Raw genomic sequence first — 19,896 nt, 5'->3', positions numbered from 1 at the left:
GGTCTGAATAGCCATACGTGTATCTTCACTAATGTAATTAGCGGAAGACAAGCCGGAAATACCAATCGCAGGATAGTCTTCAATATTCACGCTGCTAGGTAAACCTTCACGGTATTTAGCCAGAGGATGAGAAGGTGCACAATATAAACGCCCGCTACAAGTGACCTCAACAGGATGAAATGTTACTGACTCGGGTTTTACCATGTCATAGGTTGATAACACTAAATGGCACTCGCCAGACAAAGCGACGTGTTCGACTTCGTTATATAAACGGGTTTGAATGTTCACATGAATATCATTGAATTTCTTCATGGTACTTTTAACAGCTTTACTAACTGCTAAATGGTACGACAAAGGCAAACCAGCCATCATGACTAAGGTAATATGCCCAGAATAGTCATCATGTAAACTTTTGAGGTTGAAGACAAAGTTATCGAAAGAGTTAAAAATACGTTTGGTTTCTTGAAAAACCACCTCGCCCTCTTTTGTCATTTGAAAGCCACCACGGCCTCTATGACAAAGAACAAGATCTAAACGTTCTTCCAACTTTTTAATTGCCGCACTAATATTTGGGCGTTGCATACGCAACACGGGTTCTGCGGCGGTAAAGCCATTACATGACGCTACCGCATAAAACACGCGGAGTAATTTAATGTCTGATTCTTGTAAACGGTTTAACATGCCAGCACCACTTATAGGTATAGTTATTGATACTAATGTCTTAGTGTAAGAAACAGATACAAATATTACAACGAATTTTTTTACCTAAGACCAAAGAATTCAAGGTTTACGTCGCATTTACAGAAATTATACATTGTAAGCCTGTTCTTAACTCACCCCACGGGTATAATAAAAATCATATTTAATTCAGTTACATCAAATGCAAACCGAAGGCCAATGAATGATCAGTCACCTTTTCACTTTTAAATCCAATGTACGCTTTATTTTTGCAGTCGTACTTAGCGCATATTTACTGAGTTTTTTCTCCTACGCGGAACAAATTAAGAGGCCAAATTTTGTGTGGTTAATGTCTGAAGACAATTCCAAACATTATTTAAATTTGTACGATTCCCAAGGTGCAGTTATGCCAAACGTACGTAGCTTAGCAAATCAAGGATTGATTTTTAATAATGCATTTTCAAACGCCGCTGTATGTTCAACCGCCCGCTCTACCCTAGCGACAGGCGCTTATTTGCCTAGACTGGCTATGAATAATCACAGAGCCTACCAATCGACACACCTACCTGAAGGATTAAAACCTATTAGTTTGTTATTGAAACAAGCGGGGTATTACACAACAAACTACTCAAAAACCGATTACAACTTTGCTGAACAACAAGGTATTTGGGATAAAAGTGCACCAAGAGCAACTTGGAGAAAACGCGCGCCCAATCAGCCATTTTTCCACAAACAGACTTTTGGCATCACCCATGAGTCACAACTGCAATTTCCAGTGTCTGACGTTGACAATGTGCCAACAACTCATGCCTACGAGAGTATTAACCTGCCACCTATCTATCCTGAGACGGACTTATTTAAATACACCTATGCTCGTACTTTAGATAATCACCTCAAAGCAGACAAACAAATTGGTGAAGTATTAAACCAACTTAAAGAAGATAATTTAATGGATGATACCTTTATTTTCTACTTTGGTGACCATGGAGGTGTGTTACCGGCAAGCAAAGGATACTTGTTCGAAAGAGGGTTAAGTGTACCTTTAGTCGTGTACATACCTAAAAACTTTCGCCACTTAGTCCACCAGGACATGCACCAATTGAAGCGGGAATATATTGATGGATTTGTTAGTTTTGTTGATTTTGCACCGACCCTATTAAAATTAGCCGGTCTACCAGAACAAGCCGAGCAAGATGGCACGGCTTTCTTAGGCCAAGATATCAGCCTAAAGAAACTAAACGAACGTGATACCACCTTTGGTTATGCAGATCGCTTTGATGAAAAATCAGATCTTGTACGCAGTGTACGCGAGGGAAAATACAAGTACATTCGCCACTATCAGCCGTTTAATCCCGATTCATTATTTAATGCTTATCGATTCAAAAACCAAGCACTAAAACAGTGGAAAAACATGTTTGATGCTGGCCAACTTAATTCTGTTCAAGCGTCGTTTTTTAATAGTAAACCTGCTGAAGCACTTTACGATATTGAAAAAGATCCATACGAAACCCAGAACCTAGCGGCAGATAAACACTATAAAAACGTGCGAAAAAAACTACGTAAAAAGTTAACTAAACAGCTTAAAAGTCTACCTGATTTTGGTTTTTATCCCGAGTCTAGCCAAGTAGCTGGCAATGCCATGCTCGACCCGACTCAATTCGCCCAAAACAACAAAGGCGAAATCGGCAAACTCATTGATATTGCCGATCTACAACTTGGTAAATTCTCAAGAGTAAAACGCAAGGTTAAAGCGGCTTTAAAATCAGAGCACCCCTGGCAAAGATATTGGGGCTTAATAGTCATGAGCAGTTTTAAAAATAAAGCCAAAAGCCTAAGCTCTATTGTGAAAAGCATTGCTGGAAAAGATGATAACTTGTTAAACCGCGCAAGAGCGATTGAATATTTGGCCATTACAAATCAACTTGACGCAAAAGCTCCTCTTGAAAAGCTTGTAGCCCAAAGTCAAAGTCATATGCAGGCAGTGGACATGTTAAATATCGCCACGCTTATTCACGATATTAAGGGCACTACATTCGATATTCCATTTCGAGATGCATGGAATTCAGGTTACCCAAGTTCCCTAACTGAAAAACAAATTAAGAACTTTCATTACTGGTTAAACAATCGAATTTCTTATCTAAAAAATTAGAAAAATTCACTATTCAAAATTAAAACGGGGCTTATTAGTAAGCCCCGTTTTTTAATGATATCCCATTTTCGAATGATAGCGTTTTCGAATGATAAACAGTACGAAAAACGCTACTCGGTAAAATAAGTGACTGAAATATACTTGGTATTATCTTTGTTAATACCTTTGTTATTATTTAAAGAAGAACTCGCTGACACAATCCAATGGTCATTAATATAAAGGGCAATAATACGCTCATCCTGGATAAGCTGAATGCACCTATCTCTTTGCCAAGGCGGGATTTTCCACTGTTTAAACCATTGTTTTAACGGTTTACTGTGTGGGCTATTATTAGGCTTAAACTTTTGAGAAAAGCCCCCTGTCTTTAGGGTGATAGGTCCTATACTAGGATCAAACTTAACCAAGCTATCACCCGATATGGGTTGCGCAGTAAATGTTAAACGGCCAAATTGACCAGGCAGTGGCAATTCGGCTTCACCTTGCCAAGTCATATTTATTGGCTCAAAAACATCCGTTTTTTGCACAAGGTAAAGCTGCTGATTAAAACGTCTAAACTGCCAGTTTTGCCATTGCAGAATGGGCGCTGCATCATCCGCCGCTATTAACACTTGAGGCCTAAGTTGTTGCATCACCAATAGTGAGGGGCTGGCGACGTTTTGCTCGGACAACCAATAACGAACAACGGCATATAACCAATGTTCTGAAAGGAGAATTAAACCATTCACGCACAGGCTATTATCTGGCCTTTTTAAACTAGCTAGTTTTTCAATGCACACTTCGTCTAATAAGACTTGTTGCTGTGCACACAGTTGGGCACTACGAGAGACCGACTTAGCAAGCTCTGGCCAACGATTTTGCAATATAGGCAACACATCATGACGCAAAAAGTTTCTATCAAATTTTGTGTCTTGGTTTGAATCGTCTTCACACCAATTTAGGTTATTCTTTTCTGCGTAATCTAAAATGTCTTGCTGACTAATATCTAATAAAGGCCTACCAAATATAACGTTTTTCTTATTTTCTTCGACAACCCATTTGGGGTTCATAGATGCTAACCCTTTAGGGCCTGCACCACGTTTAAGCTGCAGTAAAAATGTTTCTAGTTGATCATCCTCATGTTGACCTAACAAAACGAATGCGTCATTCGAAGCCAGCTCTACAATCTGTTTATAACGAGCTTCTCGTGCCAGGGCTTCTAAACTTGTACGACTCGTATTAGTCAGTTGAATTTTGGCTGTGCTAAACAAGATGTTTAATTCAGCACATACGCTCTGGCAATGTGCTTGCCATTCACCTGCTTTTGGGCTTAAACCATGATGAATATGAATCGCATGTATCGTTACATCAATGCTCATTTGATCACGTAATACACTTAAAGCGTGCAATAAAACATGTGAATCTAAACCACCACTATAGGCGACGACTAAATCGTTAGATTCTAGAAGTGACTGAGATCTTAAATAAGATTCTAATGCTTTGAGGATTTTCATATTTGTTAGTAAACAAAAAGCCACCTGTTTATGCAACAAGTGGCTCTATTTTATTTCCACGTTTTACGGTTAAGAGCTAAGGTTTAGCAATATCGACTTTTAACAATATCCATAGGACATTAAACGTTGATAACGTTGGTCTAATAATTCTTCTTTCGATAAACCAGACAACTGAGACAATTGCTGTTTTAAGGTAGCTTTTAAATTGGCAGCCATACTATCGTGATCTCTATGTGCACCACCTAGTGGCTCATCGACGATAGTGTTAATTAAGTCTAATTCTTTAATTTGTGGGGCACTGACTCCCATGGCTTCCGCTGCTAATGGCGCTTTTTCAGCACTTTTCCACAAAATAGAAGCACAACCTTCAGGAGAAATAACCGAATACGTACTGTATTGCAGCATGTTAACTCTGTCACCTACACCGATAGCTAATGCACCACCAGAACCACCTTCACCAATAACAGTACAAATAATAGGTACCTTAAGGCCAGCCATCACTTTTAAATTTTTAGCGATAGCTTCACTTTGACCACGCTCCTCAGCGCCGACACCAGGGTATGCACCAGGGGTATCAATAAAAGTAATAATAGGTAAATTAAATCGTTCAGCCATTTCCATTAAACGTAATGCTTTGCGGTAACCTTCAGGTTTAGGCATGCCAAAATTACGCTTAATTTTTTCTTTGGTATCACGGCCTTTTTGATGACCAATAATCATCACGGCTTGTCCATCAATTTTTGCCAATCCACCAACAATTGCTTTATCGTCAGCATAGGCACGATCACCAGCCAATTCGTCAAACTCTGTGCAAATACGCTCAACATAATCATATGTATAAGGACGCATTGGGTGACGGGCCAATTGAGACACCTGCCAAGCACCTAAATCAGCAAAGATCTTCTTGCTGAGTTCTGCACTTTTTTCTCTAAGTTTAGTGATCTCTTCTTCAATACTGACGTCGAACTCTCCACCTTGATTGACTATTCTTAACTCTTCAATCTTCGCTTCCAATTCAGCGATAGGTTTTTCGAATTCCAAGAAATTTACGCTCATTTAACACCTAATAATATATTTGTTATTACCTTCATTCGTTTCGCTCTTTAAGACAGAACCAACTAATGAAACTCTAAATTAACCTGTGGTTTACCCAATAACTGTTGTAACTCATATAACAGTTCATCTTCAGGGGTTACATACCACTGCGCGCCTAACGCCAAATCGACTTTTGCATCCGGATGTACATAGTGTATCTGGACTGGGCAACTGCCACCTTGGTGAGGCTGTAAAATTGCTTGTAGTTTATCGATTGTAGCAGGATTACACCAGCTAGATTCTAGATGTATTTGTAACCACTTAGCATTTTTTTCTCTGGCTTGGATAATATCCATGGCATCGCGAGCTGACATCATCATGCCACCAGAGTAATCATCATCTCTGACCTGCCCGCTAATAAGCAGTATTTTATCCTCTTCCAACAGTTCTTCATACTGTTCTAACATTTCTGGAGAGAAGCGGATTTCCATTCTAGCGCTTTTATCGTCTAAGGTGACTAACGCCCATCGCTTACCTCTTTTACTCACCATGACCCGTTTACCCACCACTAAGCCCACGGCAAAAGCAACCTGGTCTCGATTAGTCGGTTTTAAATCAACTAATCGGCATTGGGTATATCGCTTGATCTCATTTAAATACTGATTAATGGGATGACCTGTTAGGTATAAACCTAGCGTCAATTTTTCACCATCCAACCATACTTTTTCTGGCCAAGGGTTTACATTCGCAAACGCTTGCTGAACTTGTTCAGGTTCGGTATTCAACAAACCAAACATATCAGGTTGACCAACAGATTCTGCTTTTGCGTGCTGATTAGCCGCTGCGATGGCATTTGGCAACGACGCTTGAATTGATGCTCTGTGTGGGCCCAAGGTATCTAATGCGCCAGCTAATACTAACTTTTCTAAGACCCGTTTATTAATCCGTTTAGTATCCACTTTTGCACAAAAATCAAATAAGTCAGTGAACTTACCTTTTTCTTCTCGCGCTTCAATAATGGCTTCTATCGGGCCTTCACCTACACCTTTAATCGCACCAATTCCGTATACAATTCGTTCTTGGTCATCTACCGTAAACTTATGGCTCCCCGCATTCACATCGGGTGGTAAAATGGTGATATTCATACGGCTACATTCGTCAACCAAAGTCACAATTTTGTCTGTATTGTCCATATCCGCCGACATAACAGCCGCCATAAACTCAGCAGGGAAATGAGTTTTAAGCCATAAGGTTTGATAAGACACTAATGCATAAGCAGCAGAGTGAGATTTATTGAATCCATACCCAGCGAATTTTTCCACCAAGTCAAAAATTTTCATGGCAAGGTTAGGATCTATGCCGTTGTCTTTTGCACCGCTTTCAAAAGAGCCTCGCTGTTTCTCCATCTCTTCAGGTTTTTTCTTACCCATAGCCCGGCGCAACATATCTGCACCTCCTAGGCTATAACCTGACATAACCTGAGCAATTTGCATTACTTGTTCTTGATACAAGATAATGCCGTAAGTCGGCTCAAGTATCTCTTTTAAACATTCATGTTGGTATTCAGCATCTGGGTAAGAGATATCTTCTCGGCCGTGTTTACGGTCAATAAAATTGTCTACCATGCCTGATTGCAATGGCCCAGGTCTGAAGAGTGCAACAAGGGCGATAATATCTTCAAATGTATCGGGTTTTAAACGACTGATGAGCTCTTTCATACCACGAGATTCCAACTGGAATACCGCAGTAGTTTCAGAGTTTTGCAAAATTTTAAAACACTTAGGATCAGTTAACGAGATTGCGGCTATATCTATATCTTTGCCTTTACCGGTCTTGATCATATCAATAGCCCATTGAATGATCGTTAAGGTACGTAACCCCAAGAAGTCAAATTTGACCAAGCCAGCTGTTTCAACATCATTTTTATCAAACTGAGTAACCGGGTTTTTACCTTCATCATCACAATAAAGTGGGGCAAAGTCAGTAATTGTCGTAGGAGAAATAACCACACCACCAGCATGTTTACCGGCATTTCGGGTAACCCCTTCTAAAATACGGCACATGTCTATGAGATCTTTTACATCTTCATCTTGGTTGTATAACTCTGGTAAGCGAGGTTCTTCAACAAAGGCTTTTTCAAGGGTCATGCCTGGTGTAGGTGGGATCAATTTAGAAATATTATCCACAAACCCATATGGGTGACCTAATACTCGGCCTACATCTCGCACAACGGCTTTGGCTGCCATGGTGCCAAATGTGATGATTTGAGACACAGCATCTCGGCCATACATTTCGGCAACATGATCGATAACCTCATCTCGTCTGTCCATGCAAAAATCAACATCAAAGTCAGGCATAGAAACACGTTCAGGGTTTAGAAAACGTTCAAATAACAAATCGTATTCAAGAGGATCAAGATCGGTGATATCTAAAGCATAAGCTACCAAAGAACCAGCACCAGACCCTCGCCCTGGGCCAACTGGAATATTGTTATCTTTACTCCATTGAATAAATTCCATTACGATCAAAAAGTAACCAGGGAATCCCATGTCATTGATAACAACTAATTCTATCTCTAGGCGTTCATCATATTCTGGACGTTTTTCTTTACGCACTTCTTCATCAGGAAATAAAAAGGCTAAACGACGTTCCAAACCTTCTCTGGAAACTTTAACTAAGAAGTCTTTTATATCCATGCCTTCAGTAGGAAAGTCTGGCAGAAAATAAGTGCCCAGCTGCACGGTTACGTTACAACGTTTGGCAATGGCTACCGTATTTTGAATGGCCTCAGGAATATCTTTAAATAACTCAAGCATTTCATCGGCGCTTCGAAGATATTGCTGATCACTATATTCTTTGGGACGCCTAGGGTCATTCAGCGTAAAACCATCATGAATGGCCACTCTTATTTCGTGTGCATCAAAACCTTTTTGCTCGACAAAACATACTTCATTAGTCGCTACTACTGGGAGCGCATTTTGATCTGCCCATTCTACTGCTCGGTGAATATAATTTTCTTCACCTAACCGACCTGTGCGGGTTAATTCAAGGTAATAACAATCAGGAAAGTGCTGTTGATAAAATGCGGTAATTTGATTAGCTAGCTCAATATTACCTTTGGTAAGTACTTGGCCTAAGTCACCAGCCTTACCACCAGATATGATCAACACACCTTCTTTAAACTCGACTAACCAATTTCGGTCAATCACTGCCCTATCATTAATACTTCCACGTTCATAAGCTTTAGATATTAATAAGGTGATGTTTTTGTAACCCTGATTATTCATCGCCAATAAGGTAAGGCGGAATAAACTATCTTCTAACTCATCACTTTGCACCCAAAAGTCAGTGCCTATTAAGGGTTTAATTCCGTTAGCATGTGCTTGGCCATAATACTTAACTAGACCACACATATTCATTTGATCGGTCAACGCCACAGCGGGCATATTGAGCTCTTTAACTTTTGCTATGATGGGCTTAATTTTGTTTAAGCCATCCAACATGGAAAAGTCACTGTGTACGCGTAAATGTATAAATTCAGTTGGGGCTAGAGAATCGCTCATTTACTACCTGCTAATTGGCCATCACGTAAACTTAAGGATTGTTGTACAGGCTTAAAACTCATGCGGTATTCAGCCAAAGGACCTAATTCAGCGAGCTTAGCGATATGTAATTTAGTGGGATACCCTTTATGCTGAGCAAAGCCATATTCTGGGTGACGCTTGTCAAGTTGGACCATTTCTTCATCACGGGCTACTTTTGCAATAATGGATGCAGCTGAAATCTCAGCAATAAGTCCATCTCCTTTGATGATAGCTTCACTGGAATATTGCCAATTTGGACATCGATTACCATCAACCATCACATGTTCAGGTTGAATAGAAAGACCATCTACTGCCCTAGTCATCGCTAACATAGTGGCATGTAAAATGTTTAACTTATCTATTTCTTGTGGGCTTGCTCGGCCTATTGACCAGGCTAGTGCATGTTCTTTTATTTCGCTAGCCAAGACGTTTCGCTTTTTTTCCGAAATTTTCTTTGAGTCAGCTAAACCTGCTATTTGATAATTAGGATCTAAAATAACTGCAGCTGTTACCACATCGCCTACTAATGGGCCTCGACCAACTTCGTCTACCCCTGCCAAAATTTTATTCATTGTGTTAGTTCAATATTTTTGTTCGAGGCTGAGTTTTCGATCAAATTTGCAACCGCATTTGCTGCTTGCACATCTGCATCTTGCCTCAATGATTGGTGTAACATTTCAAACTTAGATATCAATTTTTGCTGTTTTTCACTATTTTTTTCCGCCAACATTGGTAACAAAAGCTCAACAATATTATCTACGCTGACGTCTTCTTGGAGCAATTCCGGGATCAATTTTTGGTCTGCTAACACATTAGGTAAAGCGAAATATTTCGCTTTATATAACCAGCGCATTAACTGGTAAGTAATTGGGCTTAATTGATAAGCCGTGACCATATTTTTTTTACATAACATGGCTTCAAGGGTCGCAGTACCAGAAGCTAACAATACCGCATCTGATGCAATCATCACTTCTCTTGCATGGCCAATCACCACCCGACAATCAAGCTCAGGTAAATGTGTTTGTAAATATTCGTCTACTTGTTGTTTACGCTGTCTGTTAACAACCGGGATCAACACTTTGAGGTCTGGAATGTCTTGTCTAATCTTCAAACTTGATTGAATGAATACGTCCAATAAGGTGTCCACTTCCCGTTTACGGCTGCCAGGAAGCACGGCCAAAACTACGTCATTGTCTTTTAAGTTCAACGCTTGACGTGTACCAGCCATATCAGGTGAGATGTCAATGTCGTCAGCCATAGTATGACCAACAAAATCGCATGGAATTTGATGCTTGTCATACACCTTTTTTTCAAAAGGAAAGATACTTAAGACTAAATTGGTAGCCTTAGCTATTTTAAAAATACGTTTTTCACGCCATGCCCAAACAGTAGGGCTGACATAGTGAACAGTTTTAATGCCCCGTTTCTTTAACTTCGATTCGAGATTTAAATTAAAATCAGGCGCATCAACCCCAATAAACACGTCAGGAGGATTGTTCAAAAAATGCTGAGTAAGAGTTTTACGAATGAACATGAGTCTGCGAATTCGAGATAAGACTTCAACTAACCCCATCACAGACAACTCTTCCATTTCAAATAATGAAGAACACCCTTGGTTTTGCATTTTGGGACCGGCAATACCTTCGAATGTGGCATTAGGAAATCGTTTTTTTAACTGTTTAATCAGTCCTGCGGCAAGAATGTCGCCAGAAGCTTCACCTGCGACGATACCAATTTTGAGTGTTTTGTCGCTCATGATTTAGCGTACAATTCCTCTAGAAGAGTTGCTTACAAAGTCTGCCAACATGTTGATTTCTGGTGAAGCATCGGGCATTTCACGAAGCTTTTCTACCGCTTCTTCTGCTCTATTTCCGCTTCGATACAAAATTTTATATGCTCGTTTGATCTGTAAAATTGTTTCAGGTTCAAAACCTCTTCGGCGCAACCCTTCAGAGTTAATGCCTTTAGGGGTTGAATCATCACCTAACATCACAAAAGGAGGCACATCTCTAAAAGCAATAACACCACCTGCAACAAAACTATGTGAGCCGATATGACAAAATTGATGAGCGGCTGTCATGCCGCCCATTATAACCCAATCGCCAACATGAACATGTCCTGCCAAGGTTGCATGAGTAGCCAAGATACTATTACTACCAATGACACAATCGTGGGCAATATGTACATAAGTCATAATCAAATTATTAGAACCTATGATAGTGACACATTTATCTTGAATGGTGCCACGATGGACTGTGACACCTTCACGAAATATATTATTGTCTCCAATAATTAGCTCCGTTGGTTCACCTGCATATTTTTTATCTTGGCAATCTTCACCGATAGAACCAAATTGGTAAAAATGATTATTTTTGCCAATAGTAGTTTTACCTTTCACTACCACATGGGACTCAAACACACAGTTGTCTCCAATTGATACATCTGCATCAATGACACAGAAGGGTCCAATAGAAACATTTTCACCCAGTTTAACTGATGAATGTATTATGGCAGTAGAATGGATCACCTTTTACAATTTCCTCATGGCACACATAAATTCAGCTTCACAAGCCGCTTTGCCATCAACACTGGCCACACCATGAAACTTCCAAATTCCACGTTTTTCTTTAATCAGGTTAACTTTCATATCTAACCGATCGCCCGGTACGACAGGCATTTTAAAACGTGCTTTATCTATACCGGCATATAAATATAGATCATCGCTATTGCCTTGGCTTTTAAATCCTAAAACACCAGCTACTTGAGCTAAGGCTTCTAGAATCAATACACCAGGGAAAATCGGCTTACCAGGAAAATGTCCGGTAAAACAAGGTTCATTAAAGGTGATGTTTTTATAGGCATCGATAGACTCATAAAGAGTGTAATCCGTTACTCTATCTACTAACAAAAATGGGTATCTATGGGGCAAAAGCTCCATAATCTCTTCTATTTCTAGAGGTTGTAAACTATTAGCCAAGGTGTACTCCTAAACAATCAAAACAGTAGGCTAACTACTCGTCTTGATATTTTTCCAATGTTTTAATACGCTGATTAAGGCTGGTTATATTTCGCATGGCAACCACATTTTTACGCCACTGTTTATATGGCTCTGCGGGCATTCCAGATGAATACACACCAGCTTGTGTAATGTTTTTAGTCATCATGCTCATACCTGTCATAACCACACCATCACAAATAGAAATGTGGCCATTGATGCCAACTAAACCAGCAATACTGCAATTTTTACCGATTGTGGTACTTCCTGCGACTACGGAACATGCCGCCATAGCGGTATTTTCGCCTATCTCAACGTTGTGGGCAATTTGGCATTGATTATCAATAATAACGCCATCACCTAAAATAGTATTTTCTAAAGCACCACGGTCAATAGTAGTACTGGCGCCAATTTCGACTCTATCGCCAATGATTACACTGCCTAACTGTGGGATCTTAATCCACTGACCTTGGTCATTTGCATAACCAAATCCATCACTGCCGATGATGGTATTTGCTTGTACCAAACAATCTGTTCCGATTATCACATTGTGATAAACACTGACATTGGCCCACAATTTAGTGTTTGCACCGATTGTTGTACCTTTGCCAATAAAACAGCCCGCACCAATTTGAACATTATCACCAAGGGTGACATCGTCTTCAATTACCGAAAAAGCACCAACCTTAACACCGTCACCTAACGTAACACTTGATGCAATATCGGCACGTGGTGAGACTTGATGGGCTGCAGAAGGCGTATCATCTAAAAGTTGTGCGGCTTTAGCATATCCAACATAAGGATTAGCCATAACCAGTGCGCTTTGGGTACAGTGAGCGAGTTCATCTGAATGAATAATGACGGCTTGAGCTCGTGTTTCCAGAAGTTGACTACGATACTTGCTATTAGACAAAAATGAAATCTGACCATTACCAGCTTTGGCTAAACTTGCAAGGTTTGTGATGAGGGCATCTGGAGTATCACCATCCGCCAAATGTAATTCTGCTCCAATAGCTTGCGCTATAAAAGCTAAACTCAGTGAATGACTCAAAATATCTCCTACTTGAGATTGCGACCCTGTTAAAACAGGGCCTGCTTTTTAATACTAAAAGCTATTTGATTTTATTAACTTGCTCAATTACAGCTTTAGAAATGTCATGCTCAGGTTTAATAAACGTTACAGCAGTCGCATTCAATATTACGTCATACTTTTCTTTTGCGGCAACAGCTTCAATACCTTGTCTGATTAGACCTAACAACTTATTTTGCTCTTGTTGGGCGCGTTGTTGGATTTCTTGTTGTAAAGGTTTTGCTTTAGCTTCGTAATCTGTTCTAAGTTGAATGATTTTTTCTTGAAGCTCTTTTTTCTCTTTATCACTCATAGTAGCAGCATCACGTTGATTTTTTTCAAGGTAATACTTAATGTCTTTTTCAAGTCTGCTTACTTCTTCGGTTTTATCTTTAAACTCTTCAGCAATAGTTTGTTGGATGGTAGCAGCCTGAGGCAAACTTTGGAAAATACCTTGTACGTTAACCGCTCCAATTTTTTGTTCCGCTTGTACTGCAGAACTCATCATAGCTGTGCCAATCAACGCTCCAGCAATTAAACTTTTAGTAAATTTTTTCAAAGGAAACTCCTGTTTCTTATTGTTATGGGGTTGGTATTCCAACCGAAAAATTAAAATGTTTGACCAATATTAAAGGTGAAGAACTTAGTATCATCACCTTCTTGTTCTTCAATTGGCCTAGAGAAACTAAATACCATAGGTCCCATAGGTGACAACCATTGTACAGAAAGACCATAGGAAGCTCTATATTTAGATGGGTCACTATAATCAAGTATATCATCATCACTATATGTAGTATTGACAGTCAGATCTTTATAACGATCATAATCAAACTCAGTATCCCATACGTTACCTACATCAATAAACATACTGCTTCGAACAGAATTATCAAAGTCTACGTCGACAAAAGGAGTGGGGACAATTAGCTCCACACCACCTAACAACATAGCATTCCCCCCGAGAGAACGTCTCGATATTGAAATACTGTCAGTTGTTGGACTTCCCAATATTGGACGTCCACTTGGATCGGTAACCACTGAATTAGGGCTCACTAACACGCCCCTTGGACCGACTGTATTGTTCTCAAATCCACGTAATGTGTCTGCACCACCAGCGGTAAAGTGTTGGGTAAATGGCAATATTTGGTCAATACCGTCTACATCACCATAACCGTTACCATAACCCATTTTTAATCTAGCTAAGAAAGACCAGCGCTGATTACGTGATAATGGGAAATACCATTTACCATCAAAATCGGTTTTAAAGTAGTTAACGTCTGAGTTAGGCGTTGTGACCCCAAAAGACGCTCTTTGCGACGAGCCTGCTGTTGGAAAAACACCACGGTTTAAGGTTGACCTTGACCAAGCTACTGAAGCCAAGAAACTATAATAATTAATAGCTGCATCTGGGTTATTAGGATCAATAAATTGGTTGTTAAATCTTATGGTCTGAACATAAGGCTGGTTTTGGAATAGCTCTACATTTGAGTAGGTTAATCCAAAATTAATCCGATTGTATTGATCAATAGGGTAACCAATATTGGTCCCAACAGAGAATTGCTTACTGTTATATTGAATCAGGTTTGCTGAACTACCGTCAAATTCACTGTATGAAACAGAACCACCTAGACTAATTCCATCAATGGTAAAATACGGGTCCGTATAAGAAAGCTGTACACTCTTTTGATATGACACTGTGCTGACATTAAAAGCCACACGTTTACCTGTTCCCAAAAAGTTATCTTGTTGAATCCCCGCCTGTAAGCTTAATTTGGTTCTATCACCGTAACCAATACCGGCATTGAATGAACCTGAAGCCTGCTCTTTAACGGTAAAATTAACATCGACTTTGTCTTCTTCACCCGGTAAACGAACCGTTTCGAAGTCTACTTTTTCCATATAAGTTAAACGCGACAAACTATTTTTAGACACTTCTAATGTATCGTTAGATAACCAAGAACCTTCCATTTGGTTAACAGATTGTCGTAACACTTCATCAGCAGTACTGATATTGCCTTCAAAGTTTATTCTACGTACATAAATACGTTTGCCTGGATCAACTGACAATACCAACTTAACGGTTTTGTCATCATCATTAATATCAGGAATAGTGGTAACCGTTGGATAGGCATATCCATAACGCCCCAAATATTTACTAATATATTCTTCGGTATACGTTACTTGAGCTTGGTTATACAACTGGCCTTTTCTAATAGGTAAAACCAGTTTTAAATATTCTTCAAACCCTAACAAGTCACCAATCAGTTCCACGTCAGATATTTCGTATTTTTCGCCTTCATCGACGTTTAAGGTAATGTAGATCCCTTCCTTATCTGGAGTCATAGAGACTTGAGTAGAATCAATATTAAATCGTAAATAACCACGATCTTTATAATGACTAGTAATCGTTTCCATATCACCTGTTAAGGTTTGTTTTTGGTAACGAGTTTCAGATAAGAAATCCCACCAAGGCGTATCAAATTGTAATTCAACTTGTTCTAATAATTCTTCGTCGGAATAAATTGAATTACCTACGATATTGATTTGCTCAAGGCTAGCTGCATCACCTTCTTCAAACAGTAACTTTAAATCAACACGGTTTCTTGGCAAAGGTGTAACAATCGCCGTCACATCAGCGTTGTATTTACCTATGCTATAAAAGAAGTCTTTTAAACCATTTTCAACCTGAGTTAGCATCGTTTTATCTAATGGCTCACCGACAACAATATTATTACCGTCTAAACTTTCTTGTAGTTGTTCATCCTTAATATCATCGTTATCTTCAAACTCTATATTACTGATAGTGGGGCGCTCATGGACTCGCACAATAAGAACGTTTCCGTCACGTAATATCTGAATGCTTTCAAAGTGAGTAGAAGAATACATAGAGCGGATCAACTGAGAGATTCGGAAACTATTCATTTCGTCACCAACGTTAACCGGCAAATATGTCAAAGCGGCACCTAAAGCGACACGTTGTAACCCTTCTATTTTGATGTCTTTAACAACAAATTCACTACTGGGTGCTGCTTTTGCTAAGCTAGCAATGGACAACATTAATCCGGCAACAACTAACTGTTTAAACTTCATTGATTTAGTATTCTTCCTAAACGTATTCGAAAATACGTATATGGTCATAAAGACCGATAAAAACTATAAACGCGCAATATCATTAAAAATTGCAACACTCATTAACAATAGCAGCACAATGCCACCAATTTTAAAGCCCACTTCTTGTACTGAATCTGGGACGGGGCGACCACTCAAAAACTCTATAAAATAATACAGTAAGTGACCACCATCAAGCACTGGTAAAGGTAAAAGGTTAATTATGCCTAAATTAACACTAATTAGCGCTAGAAAGCTTAAAAAGTAAACTAAGCCAGAACTTGCACTCATGCCTGCTCCTTGAGCAATAGCTATAGGGCCACTTAAACTTTTTACCGACACATCACCTGTTAACAACTTTCCAAGCATCTCTATACTTAAAGTCATTAAACGCCAAGTTTTGTCTACCGCTTTACCCAATGCCCGAACCAAACCATATTGATGAATAAACACCATACCTTCTGGCCAAGCTTCATATCTTGGGGTAAACCCCATATATCCAACTACTGATTGATCATTTTCTTTACTTCCAACCAATCCCTGTAAACGCACATTTTGATTATTTCTCAAAACATCGACTTGGATAGTTTCATTTGGTTTTGCAACCACATGACTCACTATTTGTTCCCAATTTTGCATACTAGTTCCATCTAAACGCAAAATTTTATCGTCAGCCAGCAAACCTATTTTTTCTGCTGCTGAATCTTTTTGTACATATCCTAGTGTTTTTGATACCTCAGGCCTAAATGGCATCAAGCCTAAACTAGTTAATGGCGACTCTTTATCTGGATCAAATTTCCAATCACTAATGTCTATTTTTGCAGACTTAGCAATAGGATGATTGTTTTCTGTCCATTTAAGTATCAATTGTTTTTTACCGATGTGAGACATTAATTCAAAATTCACATCTTCCCAATCAGTCACTTTACGCTCACCTATTTGCACTAAGGTAGCCTTAGCAGGAATAACGCTTTGACTTAAAATACTCTGCGGTTCAATACTTCCGACTACAGGTTTGATGGTTTGCAAACCAATTAAATACATTAAAAATAAGGCAACAATAGCAAACAAAAAATTAACCAAAGGACCCGCAGCAATAATCGCAATTCGTTTCAATACATGTTGGCGATTAAACGCGTAAGGTAAATCTTGCTCTGACACTTCAGCCACTCGCTCATCAAGCATTTTCACATAGCCGCCTAATGGAATTAGAGCCAAAACAAATTCTGTACCGTACTTATCTGTTTTGCGCCAAAACGCTTTTCCAAAACCAATAGAGAATTTTTCTACTTTTACCCCACAACGACGAGCAACCCAGAAGTGCCCCCACTCATGAACAGCCACGAGTATGCCTAATGCAAGTATAAAAGAACCAACATTTCTCAAAAGCTCAAACATTTAAATCACATCCTGTAAAACAGACGAATTCATTTGTTTGATAAGTTTTTGACTTAATAATCTAGCTTCTTCATCGCTAGCGATAACAGCATCAATACTATCTAGAACATGTGCAGAGGTTTGTTGTAGGCATTCTTCATTCACTTCGGCGATCTGTGTAAAGCCGATTTTCCCTTGTAAAAAAGCCTCAACCGAAACCTCGTTCGCAGCATTTAAAACAGTTGTAGCATACTGCCCAGCTTTACTGGCTTGAATGGCTAAATATAGATTTGGAAAACGAACAACCTCTGGTTCAGTAAAACTAAAGTTTGCAACTGTATTAAAGTCTAATGGTTTCACCCCCGACTCTATACGCTCCGGATAAGCTAAAGCATGTGCAATAGGGGTGCGCATGTCGGGGTTGCCCATCTGTGAGATAACAGAACCATCTACATACTGCACCATAGAGTGGATAATACTTTGAGGGTGAAGTACTACTTGAATATCTTCGGGCTTTAACCCAAACAAATATCTAGCTTCAATAAACTCAAGACCTTTATTCATCATGGTTGCAGAATCGACGGATATCTTTTGCCCCATGTCCCAATTAGGGTGAGCACACGCTTGTTGTGGTGTAACTGTTGGTAATTCTGAAATAGGCCTATTTAAAAATGGACCGCCCGAGCCGGTTAATAAAATTTTACTTATGCCGCTCGCAACTATATTTCCATATTGATAATCAGACGGTAAGCACTGGAAAATTGCATTGTGTTCACTATCTATAGGTAATATTTGTGCATTATTTTCATTTGCAGCTTGAATAAATAAGTCACCGGACATCACCAGGGATTCTTTATTCGCCAACAACACTTTTTTACCTGCATTCACCGCGGCAAGAGTTGGTAATAAACCCGCTGCCCCCACAATAGCCGCCATAACAAGGTCAACGTCACCAGAACCAGCAACTTGTATTAGGCCTTCTATGCCAAGTAATACTTCGCATTTCAAACCTTCACGGGTAAACATTTCTTTTGCTTGGGTAAAATAACGCTTATCGGAAACTACGACATATTCAGGATGACAGAGTTTTGCCTGAGTGAGTAGCAATTCAATATTACTATTAGCTGTTAATGCATACACACTAAACAGCTCAGGGTGTCGACTTATAACGTCTATCGTACTTTGACCAATAGAGCCAGTCGCACCAAGAATAGTGATTTTTTGTAGCTTCTGTTGTTGGTTTGAAAATGGGGGCATTAGGCCATCCAAGTCACATAACAAAATGCAAAGACTGGGAAAGCTGCAGTTAAGCTGTCTATTCTATCCATAATACCGCCATGACCAGGCAATAAAGTACCACTGTCTTTTATACCCGCACAGCGCTTAAACATACTTTCATTTAAATCACCTAGAGCCGATACACCTACAGTTAATGCACCAATGACAACATGTAACCACATTCTTGACGTATCAAATTGATAATGTGTCGCAGCAAATGCAATGATCAATGAAGAAGCAAAAATACCGCCCATCAACCCTTCAAGGGTTTTACCTGGGGAAACTAATGGTCGTAGTTTATGTTTACCAAATTTGATACCAACAAAAAATGCACCAATGTCAGCAGCCCAAACTATACCCAGCACATAAAAAATGAGCGAAGCTCCGTAAAAGGGGTCGACATCATACAAACTAGTTCGTAAAGAAATAACCGCAACCCAGGTCGGGATCAAAGTAAAAAAGCCAAAAATGCCGCGTATAGGTTTACTGCAATACCATATTGAACTAAACCTTGGATAAACAATGATCATGGCTAAAGAAATAAGCCACCAAAGAGCAGCTAGAGACAGGATATAATGATAAAGACTATTGAGCTTACCTTGGTACCAAATCATGTCGGTGGGTAACATAAAGGCCAACAGCAAACAGATTGCCGTGACTAAAATTGCATAGGACACTTTAGTAAATTTTCGAGTGATTCCCGACATGCTGGACCATTCCCAAGCCCCTAGCCCTACTACTAATGCAATCACCACCTGAAAACTCACCAATGGTAAAAATAAAATTGCCATCAGAGCAAGTGGTGCCAAAATAACGGCTGTCAGAATTCGTTGTTTTAACAAAGCGTTATCCCATTTTTATTCAATCTTAAGTTAATAACCATCAACTTACTTGCTCAGACGTTTTGCCAAAGCGTCGCTGACGGTCACTAAAATTATCTACAGCCGCTTGAAATGAACTTTCATTAAAATCAGGCCAATAATCATTACAAAAATACAGTTCAGCATAAGCCACTTGCCAAAGTAAAAAATTACTAATGCGCTGCTCTCCGCCTGTGCGAATTAATAAATCAACTGCTGGTAACTCTGACGCGCAAGTATGTTGAGTAAATACATCTTCATTTATATCTTCAGTAC

Annotated in this window: 16 protein-coding genes; 1 reads left to right on the top strand and 15 read right to left on the bottom strand. The window is 39.4% G+C overall.

Annotated features, from left to right (window positions below; genetic code table 11):
- Window positions 1-681 (bottom strand): LysR family transcriptional regulator (locus ACSHXM_RS15565; RefSeq protein WP_435690093.1); only part of this gene is annotated, 681 nt, incomplete at its 3' end.
- A 220-nt stretch (window positions 682-901) separates the two neighbouring features.
- On the opposite strand from ACSHXM_RS15565, the gene ACSHXM_RS15560 reads away from it, so the two are divergent.
- Complete coding sequence (locus ACSHXM_RS15560) at window positions 902-2,827, top strand: sulfatase-like hydrolase/transferase (protein ID WP_435690091.1); 1,926 nt, start codon at window positions 902-904, stop codon at window positions 2,825-2,827.
- Window positions 2,828-2,937: 110 nt separating this feature from the next.
- Here the strand turns inward: ACSHXM_RS15560 and tilS are convergent, their stop codons facing one another.
- From tilS to ACSHXM_RS15490, 14 genes are all read right to left on the bottom strand, one after another.
- Window positions 2,938-4,317, bottom strand: a complete 1,380-nt coding sequence (gene tilS / locus ACSHXM_RS15555; RefSeq protein WP_435690088.1) for a tRNA lysidine(34) synthetase TilS — start codon at window positions 4,315-4,317, stop codon at window positions 2,938-2,940.
- Between the two features lie 99 nt (window positions 4,318-4,416).
- The gene (gene accA, locus ACSHXM_RS15550; protein WP_435690086.1) at window positions 4,417-5,373 is read right to left on the bottom strand and encodes an acetyl-CoA carboxylase carboxyl transferase subunit alpha; all 957 of its coding nucleotides are present in this window, start codon (window positions 5,371-5,373) and stop codon (window positions 4,417-4,419) included.
- Between the two features lie 62 nt (window positions 5,374-5,435).
- Window positions 5,436-8,915: a DNA polymerase III subunit alpha gene (gene dnaE, locus ACSHXM_RS15545; protein WP_435690084.1), complete on the bottom strand. Its 3,480-nt coding sequence runs from the start codon at window positions 8,913-8,915 to the stop codon at window positions 5,436-5,438.
- A complete protein-coding gene (gene rnhB / locus ACSHXM_RS15540; RefSeq protein WP_435690082.1) occupies window positions 8,912-9,508 on the bottom strand; it encodes a ribonuclease HII in 597 nt (198 codons plus the stop codon). The genes dnaE and rnhB overlap by 4 nt, the downstream gene beginning before the upstream one ends.
- Entirely contained in the window at window positions 9,505-10,692 is a 1,188-nt protein-coding gene (gene lpxB, locus ACSHXM_RS15535) for a lipid-A-disaccharide synthase (RefSeq protein ID WP_435690080.1), read from the bottom strand. The genes rnhB and lpxB overlap by 4 nt, the downstream gene beginning before the upstream one ends.
- A gap of 3 nt (window positions 10,693-10,695) precedes the next feature.
- Entirely contained in the window at window positions 10,696-11,463 is a 768-nt protein-coding gene (gene lpxA / locus ACSHXM_RS15530; RefSeq protein WP_435690077.1) for an acyl-ACP--UDP-N-acetylglucosamine O-acyltransferase, read from the bottom strand.
- A gap of 3 nt (window positions 11,464-11,466) precedes the next feature.
- Window positions 11,467-11,913, bottom strand: coding sequence for a 3-hydroxyacyl-ACP dehydratase FabZ (fabZ, locus tag ACSHXM_RS15525; RefSeq protein WP_435690075.1), 447 nt, complete (start codon window positions 11,911-11,913; stop codon window positions 11,467-11,469).
- Window positions 11,914-11,947: 34 nt separating this feature from the next.
- Window positions 11,948-12,982, bottom strand: a complete 1,035-nt coding sequence (gene lpxD, locus ACSHXM_RS15520; RefSeq protein WP_435690073.1) for a UDP-3-O-(3-hydroxymyristoyl)glucosamine N-acyltransferase — start codon at window positions 12,980-12,982, stop codon at window positions 11,948-11,950.
- A gap of 61 nt (window positions 12,983-13,043) precedes the next feature.
- Window positions 13,044-13,559 carry an OmpH family outer membrane protein gene (locus ACSHXM_RS15515; RefSeq protein WP_435690071.1) on the bottom strand — a complete coding sequence of 172 codons (516 nt, stop codon included), beginning with the start codon at window positions 13,557-13,559 and terminating at the stop codon, window positions 13,044-13,046.
- Window positions 13,560-13,609: 50 nt separating this feature from the next.
- Window positions 13,610-16,087, bottom strand: a complete 2,478-nt coding sequence (gene bamA, locus ACSHXM_RS15510) for an outer membrane protein assembly factor BamA (RefSeq protein WP_435690069.1) — start codon at window positions 16,085-16,087, stop codon at window positions 13,610-13,612.
- Window positions 16,088-16,150: 63 nt separating this feature from the next.
- On the bottom strand, window positions 16,151-17,503 hold the full coding sequence (gene rseP / locus ACSHXM_RS15505; protein WP_435690067.1) for a sigma E protease regulator RseP: 1,353 nt from the start codon (window positions 17,501-17,503) through the stop codon (window positions 16,151-16,153).
- Window positions 17,504-18,739: a 1-deoxy-D-xylulose-5-phosphate reductoisomerase gene (gene ispC / locus ACSHXM_RS15500; RefSeq protein ID WP_435690065.1), complete on the bottom strand. Its 1,236-nt coding sequence runs from the start codon at window positions 18,737-18,739 to the stop codon at window positions 17,504-17,506.
- Window positions 18,739-19,602: a phosphatidate cytidylyltransferase gene (locus ACSHXM_RS15495; protein WP_435690063.1), complete on the bottom strand. Its 864-nt coding sequence runs from the start codon at window positions 19,600-19,602 to the stop codon at window positions 18,739-18,741. The genes ispC and ACSHXM_RS15495 overlap by 1 nt, the downstream gene beginning before the upstream one ends.
- Before the next feature lie 40 nt (window positions 19,603-19,642).
- Window positions 19,643-19,896 (bottom strand): undecaprenyl diphosphate synthase family protein (locus ACSHXM_RS15490; protein ID WP_435690061.1); only part of this gene is annotated, 254 nt, incomplete at its 5' end.

Source organism: Paraglaciecola sp., from assembly GCF_051252315.1.
Classification (GTDB): Bacteria; Pseudomonadota; Gammaproteobacteria; order Enterobacterales; family Alteromonadaceae; genus Paraglaciecola.
Note: the sequence above shows the minus strand (reverse complement) of the source record. Positions and strands in the feature narration are given on the sequence as shown.

Coding starts and splice junctions, on each gene's coding strand:
- ACSHXM_RS15560 (WP_435690091.1), top strand. CDS start 902: ATGATCAGTCACCTTTTCACTTTTAAATCCAATGTACGCTTTATTTTT.
- tilS (WP_435690088.1), bottom strand. CDS start 4,317: ATGAAAATCCTCAAAGCATTAGAATCTTATTTAAGATCTCAGTCACTT.
- accA (WP_435690086.1), bottom strand. CDS start 5,373: ATGAGCGTAAATTTCTTGGAATTCGAAAAACCTATCGCTGAATTGGAA.
- dnaE (WP_435690084.1), bottom strand. CDS start 8,915: ATGAGCGATTCTCTAGCCCCAACTGAATTTATACATTTACGCGTACAC.
- rnhB (WP_435690082.1), bottom strand. CDS start 9,508: ATGAATAAAATTTTGGCAGGGGTAGACGAAGTTGGTCGAGGCCCATTA.
- lpxB (WP_435690080.1), bottom strand. CDS start 10,692: ATGAGCGACAAAACACTCAAAATTGGTATCGTCGCAGGTGAAGCTTCT.
- bamA (WP_435690069.1), bottom strand. CDS start 16,087: ATGAAGTTTAAACAGTTAGTTGTTGCCGGATTAATGTTGTCCATTGCT.
- rseP (WP_435690067.1), bottom strand. CDS start 17,503: ATGTTTGAGCTTTTGAGAAATGTTGGTTCTTTTATACTTGCATTAGGC.
- ispC (WP_435690065.1), bottom strand. CDS start 18,739: ATGCCCCCATTTTCAAACCAACAACAGAAGCTACAAAAAATCACTATT.